General features: G+C 26.6%; 16 protein-coding genes. 1 reads left to right on the top strand and 15 read right to left on the bottom strand.

Annotated features, from left to right (window positions below; translation table 11 throughout):
• Positions 1-11 precede the first annotated feature (11 nt).
• The 4 genes from FRIFI_RS01340 to FRIFI_RS01325 all read right to left on the bottom strand — a co-directional run bounded on the left by FRIFI_RS01340 (position 12) and on the right by FRIFI_RS01325 (position 4,126).
• Positions 12-1,421, bottom strand: a complete 1,410-nt coding sequence (locus FRIFI_RS01340; protein ID WP_166504790.1) for a vWA domain-containing protein — start codon at positions 1,419-1,421, stop codon at positions 12-14.
• Positions 1,422-1,424: 3 nt separating this feature from the next.
• Positions 1,425-2,555, bottom strand: a complete 1,131-nt coding sequence (locus FRIFI_RS01335; RefSeq protein WP_166504789.1) for an ATP-binding protein — start codon at positions 2,553-2,555, stop codon at positions 1,425-1,427.
• 12 nt (positions 2,556-2,567) lie between these two features.
• A complete protein-coding gene (locus FRIFI_RS01330; RefSeq protein WP_092922792.1) occupies positions 2,568-3,371 on the bottom strand; it encodes a hypothetical protein in 804 nt (267 codons plus the stop codon).
• Positions 3,372-3,571: 200 nt separating this feature from the next.
• On the bottom strand, positions 3,572-4,126 hold the full coding sequence (locus FRIFI_RS01325; protein ID WP_092922789.1) for a helix-turn-helix domain-containing protein: 555 nt from the start codon (positions 4,124-4,126) through the stop codon (positions 3,572-3,574).
• A gap of 300 nt (positions 4,127-4,426) precedes the next feature.
• Here FRIFI_RS01325 and FRIFI_RS01320 point away from each other — a divergent pair, with 300 nt between their 5' ends.
• The gene (locus tag FRIFI_RS01320; RefSeq protein ID WP_166504788.1) at positions 4,427-5,788 is read left to right on the top strand and encodes a D-serine ammonia-lyase; all 1,362 of its coding nucleotides are present in this window, start codon (positions 4,427-4,429) and stop codon (positions 5,786-5,788) included.
• A gap of 201 nt (positions 5,789-5,989) precedes the next feature.
• Here the strand turns inward: FRIFI_RS01320 and FRIFI_RS01315 are convergent, their stop codons facing one another.
• From FRIFI_RS01315 to FRIFI_RS01265, 11 genes are all read right to left on the bottom strand, one after another.
• Entirely contained in the window at positions 5,990-6,430 is a 441-nt protein-coding gene (locus FRIFI_RS01315; protein WP_166504787.1) for an N-acetyltransferase, read from the bottom strand.
• A gap of 248 nt (positions 6,431-6,678) precedes the next feature.
• Entirely contained in the window at positions 6,679-7,794 is a 1,116-nt protein-coding gene (locus tag FRIFI_RS01310) for a 4-hydroxybutyrate dehydrogenase (RefSeq protein WP_166504786.1), read from the bottom strand.
• A gap of 250 nt (positions 7,795-8,044) precedes the next feature.
• A complete protein-coding gene (locus FRIFI_RS01305; RefSeq protein WP_092922777.1) occupies positions 8,045-10,075 on the bottom strand; it encodes an ABC transporter permease in 2,031 nt (676 codons plus the stop codon).
• The gene (locus FRIFI_RS01300; RefSeq protein WP_166504785.1) at positions 10,065-10,832 is read right to left on the bottom strand and encodes an ABC transporter ATP-binding protein; all 768 of its coding nucleotides are present in this window, start codon (positions 10,830-10,832) and stop codon (positions 10,065-10,067) included. Before FRIFI_RS01300 ends, FRIFI_RS01305 begins: the two co-directional genes overlap by 11 nt.
• Before the next feature lie 104 nt (positions 10,833-10,936).
• The gene (locus tag FRIFI_RS01295) at positions 10,937-11,974 is read right to left on the bottom strand and encodes a sensor histidine kinase (protein ID WP_166504784.1); all 1,038 of its coding nucleotides are present in this window, start codon (positions 11,972-11,974) and stop codon (positions 10,937-10,939) included.
• Positions 11,975-11,976: 2 nt separating this feature from the next.
• Positions 11,977-12,645: a response regulator transcription factor gene (locus tag FRIFI_RS01290; protein ID WP_092922768.1), complete on the bottom strand. Its 669-nt coding sequence runs from the start codon at positions 12,643-12,645 to the stop codon at positions 11,977-11,979.
• A gap of 435 nt (positions 12,646-13,080) precedes the next feature.
• Positions 13,081-14,241 (bottom strand): iron-containing alcohol dehydrogenase, encoded by a 1,161-nt coding sequence (locus FRIFI_RS01285; protein ID WP_166504783.1) that lies wholly within the window; start codon positions 14,239-14,241, stop codon positions 13,081-13,083.
• A 25-nt stretch (positions 14,242-14,266) separates the two neighbouring features.
• Positions 14,267-14,467, bottom strand: a complete 201-nt coding sequence (locus tag FRIFI_RS01280; RefSeq protein ID WP_092922762.1) for a hypothetical protein — start codon at positions 14,465-14,467, stop codon at positions 14,267-14,269.
• A 30-nt stretch (positions 14,468-14,497) separates the two neighbouring features.
• Positions 14,498-14,683 carry a helix-turn-helix domain-containing protein gene (locus tag FRIFI_RS01275; protein WP_092922759.1) on the bottom strand — a complete coding sequence of 62 codons (186 nt, stop codon included), beginning with the start codon at positions 14,681-14,683 and terminating at the stop codon, positions 14,498-14,500.
• A 114-nt stretch (positions 14,684-14,797) separates the two neighbouring features.
• Positions 14,798-15,994 (bottom strand): MalY/PatB family protein, encoded by a 1,197-nt coding sequence (locus tag FRIFI_RS01270; RefSeq protein ID WP_166504781.1) that lies wholly within the window; start codon positions 15,992-15,994, stop codon positions 14,798-14,800.
• Between the two features lie 4 nt (positions 15,995-15,998).
• A complete protein-coding gene (locus tag FRIFI_RS01265; RefSeq protein WP_166504780.1) occupies positions 15,999-17,069 on the bottom strand; it encodes a M24 family metallopeptidase in 1,071 nt (356 codons plus the stop codon).
• Positions 17,070-17,074: the final 5 nt, after the last annotated feature.

Raw genomic sequence — 17,074 nt, 5'->3', positions numbered from 1 at the left:
AATACATAAATTTATAAAATTGGAGCTTGGTTATTCATTGAATATCCATCATTTCTAACATCACTCATATCTAATGTATCATCTTTTATTTTAACCTTGCTAAGTTTTTTAACTGCTCCATAAGGCTCTCTTAATGAAAGTTTGTCTCCTCTTCCTGAAATAACCCATAAAATTTTATATCCTCTAGGTATTACTTGTAGCCTGTCTTCTCCTTTACCATCAGTAAAGTATACCAATAAATTAATTTTTTTATTATTAGCATATTCAAAAACTGGGCTAAATTTAGTTGATCCTCTTCTTTTAAGCCTTTCTTTTATATCTTTTACAGATTTGACTTTATACACACGTCTAATTTCATTATCACATTCTATGATTGTAATTTCATGGTTATAATTTTTTACTATATTAAGTACTTCCTTAATAGCTTGTTTAAATTCTTCATCACTAATACTTCCACTTATATCAAGTGCGACAGCTATCTCTGCTTTATGAGATCTCAACTGTCCCCTCAAATCTAATCTATTTGGCTGTCTTCTATTTCTTCTTGTTATAGTCTTCTTTTTATTGCTTTCGACTGTTCCCATCAATCTATTAAGATATAAGTTCCAAGGCAATTCACCTTTACTATTTTTAAGTGATGATATCATACCATCTAAGTATTCTGGAATTTTACCTTTTTGAGAATTATTAATAGCTTTTTGGGTAAATTCTTTAAGAGTTTCCTCATCTATATTACTAGAATCTTCCCAAATATCATGAGTTTTTTCTGGATTGTATTCAGTTTCTATATCATCAGACTGACGAGTATCATCTTCTTCGCCATCTTTATCTACTTCTTGTAAATCTAATTCAGTTTGAATTTTTTCTACATAGTATTCAAAAGGCTCATAAGGCTCAAGTTTTAAATTATATTTTACATTTACATTTTCTAAAGTAACAGCATATGGTGGTAAATTATTTAAATATTTATTAACCACTATATCCATCGCCATATTAATAGCTAATGTACTGTATTTTCCTTTTAATTCTCTTGCTCTTACTAAATGCATAGATATTACATGAAGAATTTCATGTTTAATTGTACTTTCCATTTGTCTCATATTAAGGTCTAAAAAAATTATTGGATTAAAGTATATGACATACTTAGCACCTTTAAAATTTATAGCAGTGGGACTACTTATATCAAATCTTATTTCTCTTGATGTTTGAAATAAAAAATATCCATAGAAATTATCTTTGTCTTCCATAAGGCTTAGATTAACTTTATCTACTAAACTGAAAAATTCATTTTTGAAATCTTGTGGTATATCTATCTCAAATTTTTCACCCTTGTGATTTGCTTTTAACATAGCATACGTATCTATAATTTTTTCTGTTTTATAATAAAGATCTCTTTTTTGTTTATCAAAGTAAGTTTCCATAGGCTATCCCCTTATTAATTTATAAGATTCGAAGTAAGCTTCTACAAATTCTTCATTTTCTATAGCTTTTTCATATACTTTTTTATAGCTATTTTTAATCTCTTTCATAATTCCTACCATTAAATCTATAGGGTATACTTTTAAAAACTGTACAAATCTATTAATATAATAGCTTGCCTCATAATCTTCATTTTTAATATTTGATTCTAAATCCCTTAAAATATTCATTACTGATAAATAAAGTCTTGTATGACTTTCATTTTTTACTTTTTCTATAACAGATTCACTTAAAGTTTCTCCACAAAAAACCTCTTCATAAGATATAAGTGGACTATAATCTGATTCAATAAAGTTTATAAATTCCTCTGCGATAACTTTACCTACATTTCCTTTTATAACATTTAAAAATACAGCCTTTGGTATTGAATCTTTTTGATCCTTATATACTTTGTAACTTTTAGAAACTCTTTCATAACTTCTTGGAGTTGCTGATACATCTCCTTCATTTATTTTGTGTAAATATTCTGGGAAGGTTGAAATAAACTCTATAACCTTTTGTTCAAGACCTTCACCTATTGCCCATTTTAGCCATTGATTATAATCAGACTCCATATTTAGCCATACAAATCTATTTTCTTGAGCTGCATCCATATCTACAACTTGATAATCAAAATCTGAACCATACTTGCTTGATGGATTCATTGCTGCTAAAATTTTTACATCATCATGTAACTTATATCCATTTATTTCTCTATTTAATATTAAGTTCATAAGCTCTTGTTGTACCGTATGCTCACAACGATTTATTTCATCTATAAATAAAAGAACATTTCTTCCTTTAGATATTTCTTCATCAATTTCCCTTAGCTTGTTATGAACTGCATATACTGTTGTTTTCTTTACTACTTCCTGACCATTAGAATTGCTTATTATATAAGATTCTACAGTTGGTAAGCCTCCTATTTCACCTTCTTTAAGTAAGTTTCCATCAATAACAATTAAACTCCACTCATTTTCTTTAGCAAGCTTTTTTGCTAATGCAGTTTTTCCTATTCCACTTTCGCCAACTACTAGAGGTACTTCCCCAGTAGCTAAAACTAAGTCAACGCTTTTTAATGTCTCTATAAAATTCATTTTTTATTTCTCCTATATCATCTTAAGTTTTTCATCTACAGCTATTTTTTTAGCTTTTTTACTTCCGTATTTATGAATGAATATTATCTTATCCATGGATATATTATCATTATTTTTATCTATAGTTTTACAGTTTAAAAAATCTCTAACATATTTTTCTTCAATATCTTCCTTTGATAGCATTTCTTTTAACACTTCTTCTAATTCTTCTTTAGATATCTTATTTGAAATATATTTAATAGTTAAAATATTTACCTTTAAAAATTCTAACATTTTACTTTTATCCAAGTTTTTTATAAATCTAATAGCCGATTCATTGCTTTTAATAGCTAAAATCTGTGCATTATAGCTAGGTGAATCTATATATCTTAATGCAGTATAATTTATTTTTACAGCCTCTTCTTGAACACTTTCATAAGGATTTTTTATATATTTTAATGAATCATAATCTTTCCTTACTGCTAATAATTGTAGCTCCTCATTTGGATTTTCAACATATTTAATAGCCCATCCAGCTTTATCTATAGCTAATTTAATTACCTTATCAGTTGGATTTTTAATGCACTCTAAAATAGTCCATCCATCGCTTACAGCTTTTATCATCATATCTTCTGTTGGTTTATCTATATATTTAATTGCTCTAGCATTGTTGTCTATAGCTAATTCTTGCATCTCTATAGTTGGATTTTCTATATACTCTAATACAAGCCCATTTTTCTTTATAGCTAATAACTTAATCTCATCTGTTGGATTGTTTATAGTTTTTATAACAAATGGATTATTATTTATCATCTTTATAAGTTTTGCTTCTTCCATAGCATACCTTTCCCTCTATGTTTATTTTAAATTTTTATCTATTATAATTATTTCTTATTATAATTAATATACCTTTTTAATAAATTTAAACAGAATAATTATGGCAATATATAAAAAAAGTACCTAAAACTATTTTAGCTTTAGGTACTTTTTTATACAAATCCTTCTATTCTTCTAATTTATTTTAAATTTTTTATTTTTTAGAATGATGGTGGTGTTACTGCAAATATAACCTCACAATCCTCATCAGAATTATTTTCCCACTTATGATTTGAGTGTGGTGGTATTTTTACACTATCTCCACAATTTAACTCAATAACTGTATTCATCAAATGTAAACTTACACAGCCTTTCATAACATAAGCCACTTCTTCGCCCTTATGACTAAAAAGTTCTTTTGAAGATGACTCTCTTTTAGGTATCTTCATAAGCATAAACTCTATGGTTCCTCGCGAGTTTGGAGTCAATAATTCATAAGCAAAGCTATCATCCTCAGCAAACATTATTTTTTTTCGACTATCTTTTCTAACTACTAAATTTTCAGTAGGATTATCATTTATAAAAAAATTAAATAGGGGTATATCTAAAGCCTTAGAAATTTGTTTTAGCGTATTTATAGACGGGTTTGATGTTCCCTTTTCTATTTGACTAAGTAAAGAAGGTGTTACACCTGTTAAGTTAGCTAATTCTTTTATGGTTAAATTTTTACTTTTTCTATATTCAGTAATATTTCTTGATATATCTACTTCATTCATATGTTAATTTACCTCTTTTGTGTATTTGAAATTATCATTACATATTATATCAATATAACTTATTCTTATCAATTTAATTAAATTTTATTTAACTTTTATAATAATAATTAAATTCAATTGACGTCAATCATAAAAAATGTTAGTATTAGTTAAGTATTATTTAATTATTTGAAATAAAATTAATTAATACTTATTTAAATTAACAAATAGTTTTAATATAAACTTCATTTATCTTAGGTAAATTTATATAAATATTTATCTTTAAGAATTAAAAATAAAAATATAAGGATGGTTATTATTATGTCTAATGCAAAAGTTTTAAACAAAGAAATATCAACTTGGATTGATGAATATCCTTCATTACAAGAAATAATAGATTTAAAAGAATCAATATGGATAAATCCACTTCATACTAATTTTGATAAGGGTATGGAAAATGTTTCGCTTTCTGAAGCTGATGTACTAGATGCAGAAGCAAGATTAAATAGATTTGCTCCATACATAGCAAAGGTATTTCCTGAAACTCAATCAGAAAATGGAATAATAGAATCTCCAATAGCTAAAATAGATAACATGAAAGCTACGCTAGAAGAAATCTGTGGTAAAGAACTTGTTGGAAATCTATTATTAAAATGTGACAGTCACCTTAAAGTATCAGGATCTATAAAAGCTAGAGGTGGAATATATGAAGTATTAAAACATGCTGAAGATTTAGCTTTAGCAAACAATATAATATCATTAGAAGACAACTATGCTAAATTAGATAGCGATGAAGTTAGAAAATTCTTTTCTCAATATTCTGTAGTAGTTGGCTCTACTGGAAACTTAGGCTTAAGTATAGGTATAATGAGTGCTAAACTTGGTTTTAAAGTTACAGTTCATATGTCTGCAGATGCTAGACAATGGAAAAAAGATTTATTAAGAAGCAGAGGTGTTGAAGTTATAGAGTATGAATCTGATTATAGCAAAGCTGTTGAAGAAGGAAGAAAACAAGCTGAAGCAGATGCTAATAGCTACTTCGTAGATGATGAAAACTCTAAAAACTTATTCTTAGGGTACTCTGTTGCTGCTAAAAGATTAAATAAACAATTAAAAGATATGAATGTAAAAGTAGATGATAATCATCCATTATTTGTATACTTACCATGCGGTGTTGGTGGTGGTCCTGGTGGAGTTGCCTTTGGACTTAAGCTTTTATACAAAGATAATGTACACTTCTTCTTTGCTGAACCAACACATTCTCCATGCATGTTGATAGGATGCATGACTGGTGAGCATGATAAAGTTTCTGTTCAAGACTTTGGAATAGATAATATAACTGCTGCTGATGGATTAGCTGTTGGTAGAGCTTCTGGATTTGTTGGTAAAACATTAGAAAAACTAATGAGTGGATGCTACTCTGTTACTGATGAAAATATGTATAGATTATTAACTAAAATGGCTGATAGTGAAAATATATTCTTAGAACCTTCAGCTCTTGCTGGTGTCCCAGGTATAATAAATATACTTACTTCTGAAGAAGGTAAGAAATATTTAAAAGCTAATAATCTTGAAGATAAGATAGAAAATATAACTCATATAGCTTGGGCAACTGGAGGAAGTATGGTTCCTAAGGATATGATGGATGAATACTATAACAAAGGTGTTTCACTACTTAAGTAGTGAATAAAAGGTATTATCAAGATTTTGATAATACCTTTTATTTATAAATTTAATTTTCTATTTAAATTCCCCTACTTTTTATATGACTTCGATTTCATTTTTTTAAATTTTAAATTATTCTTCTATATAAATCTTCAGACTAAATCTAACAACTGTATCTATTTATCAAGTGTAGCTATATTACTTATCCAACCAACTAATTTATCTATGAATTTTACTTTTATTTTTCATAGTATATTCAATACACATAGTGCCCTCATCAATACTTTCACTAACAACTTCAAAATTCATCTTTTTATAAAATTCAACAGATTTTGTATTATCTTTATAAACAGATAAAGTTAAGTTATCGTATAAATTAATGATATGTTCAATTAACTTTCTACCAATTCCACGATCTTGGTAATTATTATCAACAAATAATGCACCTATAAATTCACTATTTATAATTGCTATAAATCCTTTTATATTTTCTCCGTCTTCATAAACAAAAACATCTGATACAGGTATATAATCATGTTTTACTGTATTATAATTATCTTCCCAATATTTTTTTTCTATAAAATCATGAGCTTTTATAGTACTTTCTAACCATATTTCCATTATTCTATCTATATCTTTATTCTCTAACATTCTTATCATATCGGATGTTTTCCCCCTACTTACGTATTTTATTTTAATGTTATAATTAACTTTTAAGTAATACTTAATACATATATATTTTGTATAATTTTTGTACTATAAAAAAGTGCATTAAGTAATTTTTTAATTACTTTAACGCACCTATTTTTTATTAATCTAATATAAATATATTCATCTATGTTTTCAGATTGAAAAATACATCTTACTTTATTAAATATAAAATAAATGTAAAATTTAACATTAGGCATTTAGAATAACTCATTATAAATATATTTAATATTTTCTTTTGATAATGAAGTATAACTCTGACTAAGTAATCTTTGTTGGTTAGCTATAACATTTTCAGTAAATAGTAATATGTCAGATTCCTTCATACCGTACTCTCTTAAAGATTTTTTTTCTATAATATTACTTAGTAACTTTTCCATTTCATCATATACATTACAAACTTCACATTCTAGTAATCCACTTAAAATAATATTTAAATCCATTATCTTTCCACTTGGATTTTTTTTATTATAGACTTTAAAAACAGATGTGAAAAATTGATAATTAGCTTCACCATGAGGTACATGATATGTTCCACTTAAAGGAGATGATAAAGCATGCACTGCTCCATTTCCTGCATTACCAAAAGCAATTCCAGCTAAATTACTAGCAATAAGAAAATCATCTAGCATCGAAACTCTTGCATCTTGCCCTTCTTTAACAATTCTTTTAAACCCTTTTATTATTATTTCCATAGCTTGCTTACTAAACATCTCTGTATAAACATTAGCCTTTGGTGAAAGAAATGATTCTATAGAATGAATTAACGCATCTATTGCACTTGTTGCAAAGAATTTATATGGTAAATTTACTAGTAACTCTGGAATAAGTACCGCATAATCTGGATATAACTCATCAATTGCCAGTCCAAGTTTAGAGTTTAACTTAGTTATTTCTGTTATACTAACATTTGATACCTCTGACCCCGATCCACAAGTTGTTGGAATTGTTATCAATGTTCTTACTTTTTCTAACTTTATCTTTTTCTCAAATAAATCTGCTGTACACTTTCCATTTTTTAGAACTAATATTTTAGCCATATCTATTACTGAACCACCACCAATGGCTATAACTCTTTTGTAGTTACCTTTATTAAAATCTTTTAATAGAGCATCCATCATTATATCTGTAGGCTCACCATTTCCATATGTATCTTTATAAGCTACCGTTGCCTTTATGTCTAACTCTTTAAAATTTCGTTCATATATACCTTTACTTGCAAAAATAAAGTCATTCTCTCCTATTTTAAATTCTTCAATAAACTCTTTTACCTTTTCAAATTTATGAATATTTGTCTTTGCCATAAATAAGTTCATTATTTTACCCCCGATGTTTATATTTTCTGTATATCATTTGTACTTAAAATAGTATATAAAAATACAGTCTATCCAACTAGTCTATAATTAAATTTATTTATATGCTATAATTTAAATATAGAAAATAACTCATCCTATAATTTAAGCTTTCAATTATAGGATGAGTTATTTTTATTCAATGATTGATACAATCATTAAGAATCATATGTAATATTGACTATCTATGTTCTTTCAATAGTACATACTTTAATTACTTATTTACAATTCTCCTATATCCTTTACATGTTCCAAAGAAGTATATAGCATAAATTACACATATACTCACTACTGCAACCACATTAGTTCCTACTGTATCATAGTCTCCAAATATTTTAATTACGTTATTTGCTACCTTTATTCCAAAATAACTATGAACTAAGGCTAAGGCTATTGGAAGTGAGAAATATATAAATACTTGTATAAAAATTGATTTGTTTATCATTTTTGAGCTTACTCCAAGTTTTTTAAGTATTTCATATCTTCCTAAACTTTCTGTTGCTCCTGATAATTGGTTAAGTGCAAGTACTGCTGCACTAGATATTAAGAATATTATCCCTATATATAAACCAATGTATAAAAACATAGCTGCATTAGACATATTAATTTCTAAAACCATTTGTTTACTTATAAATATTAAGATTGAACCATTGTCTTTTTGATATTGAATTTGTTTATTTTTACTTTTTTCAAGATTTTTAGTTAGATTATTTTCTGTATCTTTTTTATCTCCTACATAATTAAAACTTAAACACTTTTGACTTATATCATATTTATCTGCATATTTGTCTTCAACTACAAATGTTATAAAATTATCTTTTGCTAAATCATTTTCTAAAGATTGATTTTGATAGTTTTCATTTATTTTAAATTCATCATTTCCTATTTTTATACTTTTATTATTTTTTATATAATCTTTTATTGGGTTCTCCATAGTAGATGAATTTGTAACAAAAAGTACTTCTTTATCTTTTAAATTTATTGGTTTTTTACCTGCCATTTTATTTAGCTTATTATAATCTGATAGTTTTATAATAGGAATATTATGATCCATCGTAACTTTTAATTGCTTAGATAAAAAATCATCTGAAGTATTTTCAAACATTTTAATAAACTTTATAGGAGATTTGTAAAAATTATAATCTAAATATTCTTTTGAATAATCATTTACATTTAAATCTAACTTTTTAAGTATTTCACTTAATTTTTCATTGTTATAGTTTGTTTTTTCTTGAGGATTGTACGTTTCTATAAAAGTTGCATCATATGGGGTTTGAGACTCTGCTGATTTTTCCATGGCATTTTTTAGTCCTATTGCTGAAGAATACATCCCAATTGATATAAATAACATTAAACATATAATACTCATTGATATATAGTTTGTATTAATTTTACTGTTTAATTGTCTTAAAGTGAAAGTGTTAAGATTTTTTAGATATAAGTTTTTATCATTTTGAACTAATTTTATTAAAAATCCTGCCAAAGATCTAAAAAATAATACTGTTCCTACAACGCCTAAAAGTATAGATAGTTTAAAATTATTATCTGTTATGTCTACAAGAGCATTTTCTAAAATTAATTTATATGCAAATCCTAAACAAACTATAGATATTATAAATAGTGCTACAGATAATATTAAATTTGTGCCTTTTAACTTTTCATTTTTTCTTTGACTATTTATTAAATTTATAAGTTTATATCTTGAAACTACTACAAAATTTAGAATCATAGTTATAAAAAACATTATACTAAAATATATTATTGTTTTTATACAAGCTTCCTTTGAAAATATAAATTGATATTTTTTCATATCCACTGAAAATAATTTTGCAGTAACTGAAGCTAGTCCTTGAGATAAAAATACACCTACAAATAGTCCTACTGCTAAAGACATAACCCCAACTATTATAGTTTCATAAAATAGCATAAAAGCAATTTTACTTCTACTAATACCTAGTGTCATATATATACCAAATTCTCTATTTCTTTTTTTAATTATAAAGTTATTTGCATATATTATTAAAAAACCTAATATGAAAGACACAAAAACTGATACTATTGAAATTATCATAGTTGTAACTTCCATTAGCTTTTTTTGATTTTCTGTCATATCCATCATAGCTGTTTGAGCTTCTACTGAGTTGAATATATAAAATATACAAACTCCTAGAACAAGTGTAAAAAAGTAAATACTATAATCTTTCATACTTCTTTGAACATTTCTTTTGGAAAGCTTAAATAACATTGTTATTGTCACCTCCTAAAAGAGTAACAACTTCTATAATTCTTTTGAAAAATTCTTTTCTATCATCACTTCCTCTTACTAACTCATTAAAGATTTTTCCATCTTTTATAAATAAAATTCTTTTACAATAACTAGCTGTAAAAGCATCATGAGTTACCATCATTATTGTAGAATTCATACTTTCATTTAGGTCAGATAAATTTTCAAGTAAAACTCTTGCTGATTTTGAATCTAGTGACCCTGTTGGTTCATCTGCAAGAATCAAAGACGGCTCATTTATTATAGCTCTTGCACAAGCTACTCTTTGCTTTTGCCCTCCTGATATTTCGTATGGAAATTTACTTAATATCTCTGATATTCCAAGTCTACTTGATACACTTTTTACTCTTTTATCTATTTCTGATCCCTTTACTCCTAGTATAGATAATGCTAAGGATATATTTTCATATACAGTTAAAGTATCTAGTAGATTAAACTCTTGAAATATAAATCCTAAGTGTTCTCTTCTAAACTTTTCTATATTTTTTCTTGATAAAGTTGTTATATCTTTATCTTCAATTTGTATGTTTCCTGTAGTTACTTTATCTATCGTTGCTATACAGTTTAAAAGTGTAGTTTTACCACTTCCACTAGGTCCCATAATCCCTATAAACTCACCCTTATCAACTTCAAATGAAATATTGTTAATAGCTTTTGTTAGATTTTTCTTATTCCCATAATATTTTTCTATATTTTTAACCTTAAGAACTGTACTCATTTTATCTCCTCCATATTTTTTAATTTATAACTTTATTTTATAGTCTTTAGAGGATTTAATTAATAAGATAACCTTACGACTATCTTACGAAAATGTAAGTTTATTTATATTTGAATCATATTACTTTTTGGAAAAGTTATTTTTACAGTAGTTTCTTTATTAACAACAGAGTATATATCTAATCCTAAATACATTTTTTGGGCTAATCGTTTTGATATATAAAGTCTCATTCCTGTTGATTTTTTTAGTTTTCTTCCATTAATACCTGTAAAGCCTTTGTTAAAAACTTTTTTTAAATCCTTCTTATCAATTCCAATTCCATTGTCTTTTATATACAATTCTAGGCTATTGTCTTTAAGCTTTGTGTATATAGATATTTTTGGAAGTTCTTTTTCTAACTTTTTATTTATAATTTTATCTCCTATGTATTTTATGGCATTTACTATAATTTGATTTAGTATAAACTCCATCCATTTTGCATCACAATAAACTATCTCTCTAAAATCTTGTATATCTATACAGATCTTCTTTTCCCTAATTAAGTTTTTATTTCTTTTAATAGTGTTATTTATACACTTTCTTAAATCTGTTTCTTTTATTATGTAATCTATTTCTATTTCATTAGATTTTGAATAATAAAGAGCTTGTTCTATAAAACCTTCTACTTTTTCTATTTCTTCTAAAATACTTAATGTATGTTCATTTTTATTATTTTCTATAACTAACTTACTAGCTGCTATTGGAGTTTTTATTTCATGAACCCACAAATCAAGGTACTCTCTGTATTCTTCTTGATTAAATTTATATTTATTGACTTCTTCATTCATAGATTTATCTGTAATGCTAAGTACATCATATAAAATTTTTCCTTCGCAAAAAGATGGTCTTTTTATAACTACTGGTAGTAAATACTTTTTGTCTAGTTCATTTAAGGAATTTATTACTTGATCGTAGTAACTTTTCTTTTTAAAATATCCATAAAAAATTTCTATACTACTTAAAACTATCCAAAGCATTGCTGTAAAAATTATTGTTACTCTTTCAACTTGAGATGCTTTTAGTATAAAAATTACAAAAGCAAAAAATATAAAATTTAATAATATAGCTAAGTTTCTATCTTTTAAATAATCTTTTATATTCATAGTTACGGCATTATATAGCCTCTCCCCCTTTTAGTTTCTATATATCCACTACATCCAATTTCACTTAATTTCTTTCTAAGCCTATTTATATTAACAGTTAGAGTATTATCATCTATAAATAAATCTAAGTCCCATAAATAATCCATTAAATCTCCTCTTGATACTATCTTTCCCTTATTTTTCATTAAACAATTTAGTATTCTAAATTCATTTTTAGTTAAGTCTACTTCTTGATTTTCAAATATAGCAATATCTTTAGATAAATCCAATGCCAACTCTTTATATAAAAGTATATCTGTATTAGATTCTTTATATGTTCTTTTTAAAATAGAATTTATTCGTGCTAATAAAATTTGAGTATTATACGGCTTTGTTATAAAATCATCTGCTCCTAAATTCATACTCATAAGCTCATCCATTTCTGTATCTTTACTCGTTACTACAATTATAGGTATATCAGATTTTTTTCTTATTTCTCTACAAATATAATACCCATCATATATAGGTAAATTTATATCTAATAAAATTAGATGTCCATTCAACTTTAAAATATCTTCTATAATATTTTCAAATTTTGTTAAGCATACAACGTCATATTTATATTTTAATAAGAAGTTTTTTAGCTCCATTCTAATTTTTTCTTCATCTTCTACTATAATAATTTTCTTCATAATATTTTTTACCTCCATTTTAAAGATAATTATATCATTTTGGTTGATTCTTTCAATTTATTAATTTTTAATATTATATGAACAGGTTAGTAAGTTTTAGCTAAAATACACATTTTATAGCAAAATATAAGTTTCTAATATTTTAAATATATTTTTAGGTATTGAGTATTCATTTTTATTAATCATTATTAATATTGTTAATTTTATTAAATTACTTTCTTTTTCTAGTTTAATTGTGCAGTACTTTTTATTTCATTTTGTTTTATAAGTTTATAATAGTAAGTATGCTTGAAAAGCTCTAATAAAGTATTTACGAAATTTTTAAAATAAAAAAGTTGAAACAAGTATCGTAAATAAATACTTGTCCCAACTTTTATATTGTTAATTAACATTCCCTTTTTGATATGATATTTTAAATAGTATGAGATGTTTTTATTAATATGCTGCTTTAAATATATTTATTATATCTTGTTTGTTACCTTTTCTAGGATTACTAAATGCATTTCCATCTTTAAGAGCCATTTCAGCCATATATTCAAAATCTTCTTCTTTTATTCCCATTTCTTTTAGTGAAGTTGGTATACCTATATCTTTAGATAATCTAAACATTGCATCTATTGCTTTTTCAGCTGCTTCATGAACTGATAAACCATCTATGTTTTCTCCCATAAATTCAGCTATATCAGCGAATTTTTGTGGATTAGATATTATATTATACTTACAAACATGAGGTAATAACATTGCATTAGCAACACCATGTGGCATATCATATAATCCACCTAATTGGTGAGCCATAGCATGAACATAACCTAAGTTAGCATTATTAAATGCCATACCAGCTAATAATGATGCATAAGCCATATTTGTTCTAGCTTCTAAATTCTCACCCATAGCAACTGCTTGTCTTAAGTTATTAGATATTAATTTTATTGATTGTATGGCAGAAGCATCTGTTACAGGGTTAGCATCTTTAGAAACATATGCTTCTACTGCATGAGTTAAAGCATCCATTCCTGTAGCTGCAGTAAGTCCTGCTGGTTTTCCAACCATTAATTCTGGATCATTAAAAGATACTAATGGTAAGTTTCTCCAACTTACTATAACATATTTTACTTTTGTCTTTGTATTAGTTATAACACAGTGTCTAGTAACTTCACTTCCAGTTCCTGCTGTTGTGTTTACTGCTAATATTGGTGGTAGTGCATTAGTTAAAGTTTCTATACCTGCATATTCATATAAATCACCTTCATGAGTTGCAGCTATACCTATACCTTTACCACAGTCATGAGAAGAACCTCCACCTACTGTAATTATCATATCACAGTTTTCATCTTTGAAAACTTTTAAACCATCAGCTACATTTGTATCTTTTGGATTTGGTTCAGTTCCATCGTATATAACAACTTCAAGACCTGCTTCTGTTAAATATTTTATAGTTTGTTCAACTGCTCCATTTTCTTGGTTTCTTAAGAATTTATCTGTAACTATTAAAACCTTTTTCCCGCCTAACATTTTAGCCCTTTCGCCAATAACTTTTAAACATCCTGGTCCCATAAAGTTGACACTTGGTACTAAATAATCATACATTCTGCCCATTTTATATTCCTCCAATTTGTATACATTATTTTTTATTTATAAAAAGCATAAAATATTTTGGGATTAAATTTTGTATCCTACCCCAATTTAATGTTTTCGTTTTCCTTGTTATAATTTTAACTTTTTTTCTTATCAAATACATCTTAATATCTTGTTTTTCTATGTAAAATTTTAGTCTATTTTTATTTAAAAAATGTAATTTTTTGTTCTTTGCTATTTTTCCCATAAAAAAAGTCCTATTTTTCAATAAGACTAGTTATATATATCTAAATTCTTTTGGCGTTATTCCCTCTAACTTTTTAAATACCCTTATAAGGTAGCCACAATTTTCAAACCTTAAATATAAAGAAATACTATTTATTGATTTGTCTATATCCATTGACAGTGGTTTTGCCCCTGCTATCTTTTTCATATTTAAATATTCGATAAGATTAATTCCCATTTTCCTCAAATAAAATTTGACTTGTCATCATAGCTCCTAAATAAAAATAAATCCCATATATATCGATTAAAATTCAATATATATGGGACTTACCTTTTATGCCTTAAAATTGATTTAAGCTTTTTGACAATACATACTTATATAAGTTTCTTTTATTCTATTTAGAGCTTCATTTAATGTTTCTTTAGGGCATCCTATATTAAGACGAATAAATCCTTCTCCATCTTTTACAAAATAACTTCCAACTACCATAGTTAAATTTGCACTTCTAAAGAATTCTTTAGACTCTTCTTCATCCTTAAATACTTCTCTTACATCTATCCATGCTAAGAAAGAAGAGTCAGACTTCATAACTTTTGCTTTTGGCATATATTTCTCAAAGAAGTCATAAACTATTTCGAAATTACTTTCTACATAATCTCTCATCTCATCTAACCATTCTTCACTTTCGTTGTATGCTGCAACAATGGCTGGAATAGCAAATACATTTGGAGAAGTTATTGAGTTACTTTTTAGTCTTTCCAATAAAGTTTCTCTAACCTTAGCATCTCTTATTACTACATAAGATGTTTTTAGCCCACCTAAGTTAAATCCTTTGTTAGGAGATACACATATTATACTATTTTTATAAATTTCTGGATGAGCATTCCATAAAGATATAAATGTATGACCTTTAAATACTACGTCTCTATGAATTTCATCACTTACTAAAAGTACATTATACTTCAAGCATAATTCTGACACTTGATATAGTTCTTCTTTTGTCCATATACGGCCTGATGGATTCTGTGGACTGCAGAATATAAATACTTTTATATCACCAGACTTCATTTGATTTTCCATATCTTCAAAGTCAAGATAATATCTATTATTTTCTAGCTTTAATGGGCTACAATATAACTTTCTATTGTTATTTACTACAGCTTCTGCAAAAGGATCATAAGCAGGTGTATTTATTAATACTCCTTCTCCTTCTTTAGTATACGCTTGAACTATATAATGAAGAGTTGAAACTGTTCCGAAAGTTAATTTTATCCACTCTTTTTCTATATGAACATCAAATCTTCTTTTGTTCCAATTTATCACGGCTTCATAGAAGTCATCTCCTATAAAGGTATAACTATAATCTCCCACAGATGCTCTTTTTGTAATAGCTTCTTTTATAGCTGGAGCACACTCAAAATCAATATCAGCTAAATCCATAGGAATTGCATCTTCATCTAATCCGAATTTTTCTTGAATTGCACTATTGCTCCATTTTCTACAATTACCTTCTTTACGATTTAACACTTTGTCAAAATTATATTTCATAGCTTTACTCTCCTAATATTATAAAGTCCTTAGATGTCTTATTAAGTGAAATACCTTTACCATCGATTATGACAATATCATCTTCTATTCTAACTCCCCCTACATCTGGAATATAAATACCTGGCTCGCAGGACATTACCATACCTTCTGTTAGAATATCATCACTTCTTGGGTTTAGTGTTGGCACTTCTCCATCACCAAGACCTATTCCATGACCTAATCCATGGTTAAAATAATCACCAAATCCATGATTCTCTATAATTTGTCTAGCAATTTTATCAACATCACTAGCTTTCATACCTTCTTTAATTGACTCTATTGCCGATAGTTGTGCTTTTAAAACTACATCATATATTTCTTGAATAATTTTAGGTGGCTTACCTATAGATATTGTACGAGTCATATCAGATTGATATCCTTGGTAAACAACACCAAAATCTATTGTTATAGCTTCATTTTTCTTTAATTTTTTAGTTGTAGGTCTTCCGTGTGGCATTGCTCCCCTTTCACCAGATACTACTATTGGTTCAAATGACATGTCACTTGCACCCTTTTTAAGTGCATGATATTGAAGTAGGGCTGAAACTTCTAGTTCAGTCATACCTTCTTTTATTTCAGATATGACCTCACTAAATACTTCATCTGTAATCTCACAAGCTTTTTTAATAAGCTCAATTTCCTCTTTAGATTTTACAGCTCTTACTTTACCTAATTCGTTAGTTATTAAGTTAATATTAAAACCTGCCTTATCTAATAAAATATACTCTTGTATACTCATAGTTTGGCTTTCTATTGCTATATTTTTTATATTCATTTCTTCTAACAATTCAATTATATTTTCTATATAAGATCCCTGAGATACAACCCTTTTTATAAATCCAGATGTTTTCTTATCTGCTTCATCAGTATATCTACCATCTAGAATTTGATATTTTTGTTCTTTTGTGATAAGCACATAAACACCGCTACCGGTTAATGCTCCTATATATCTTTTATTATTTTTTCCTTTAATTAAAAGAGCGTCAACGCCTCTTTCTTCAATTAAATCTATTATTTTTTTTACTCTATTATCCATAATAA

This window comes from Romboutsia hominis, assembly GCF_900002575.1.
In the GTDB taxonomy this organism is placed as follows: Bacteria; Bacillota; Clostridia; order Peptostreptococcales; family Peptostreptococcaceae; genus Romboutsia_C; species Romboutsia_C hominis.
This window is presented reverse-complemented; position numbering and strand designations above follow the sequence as displayed.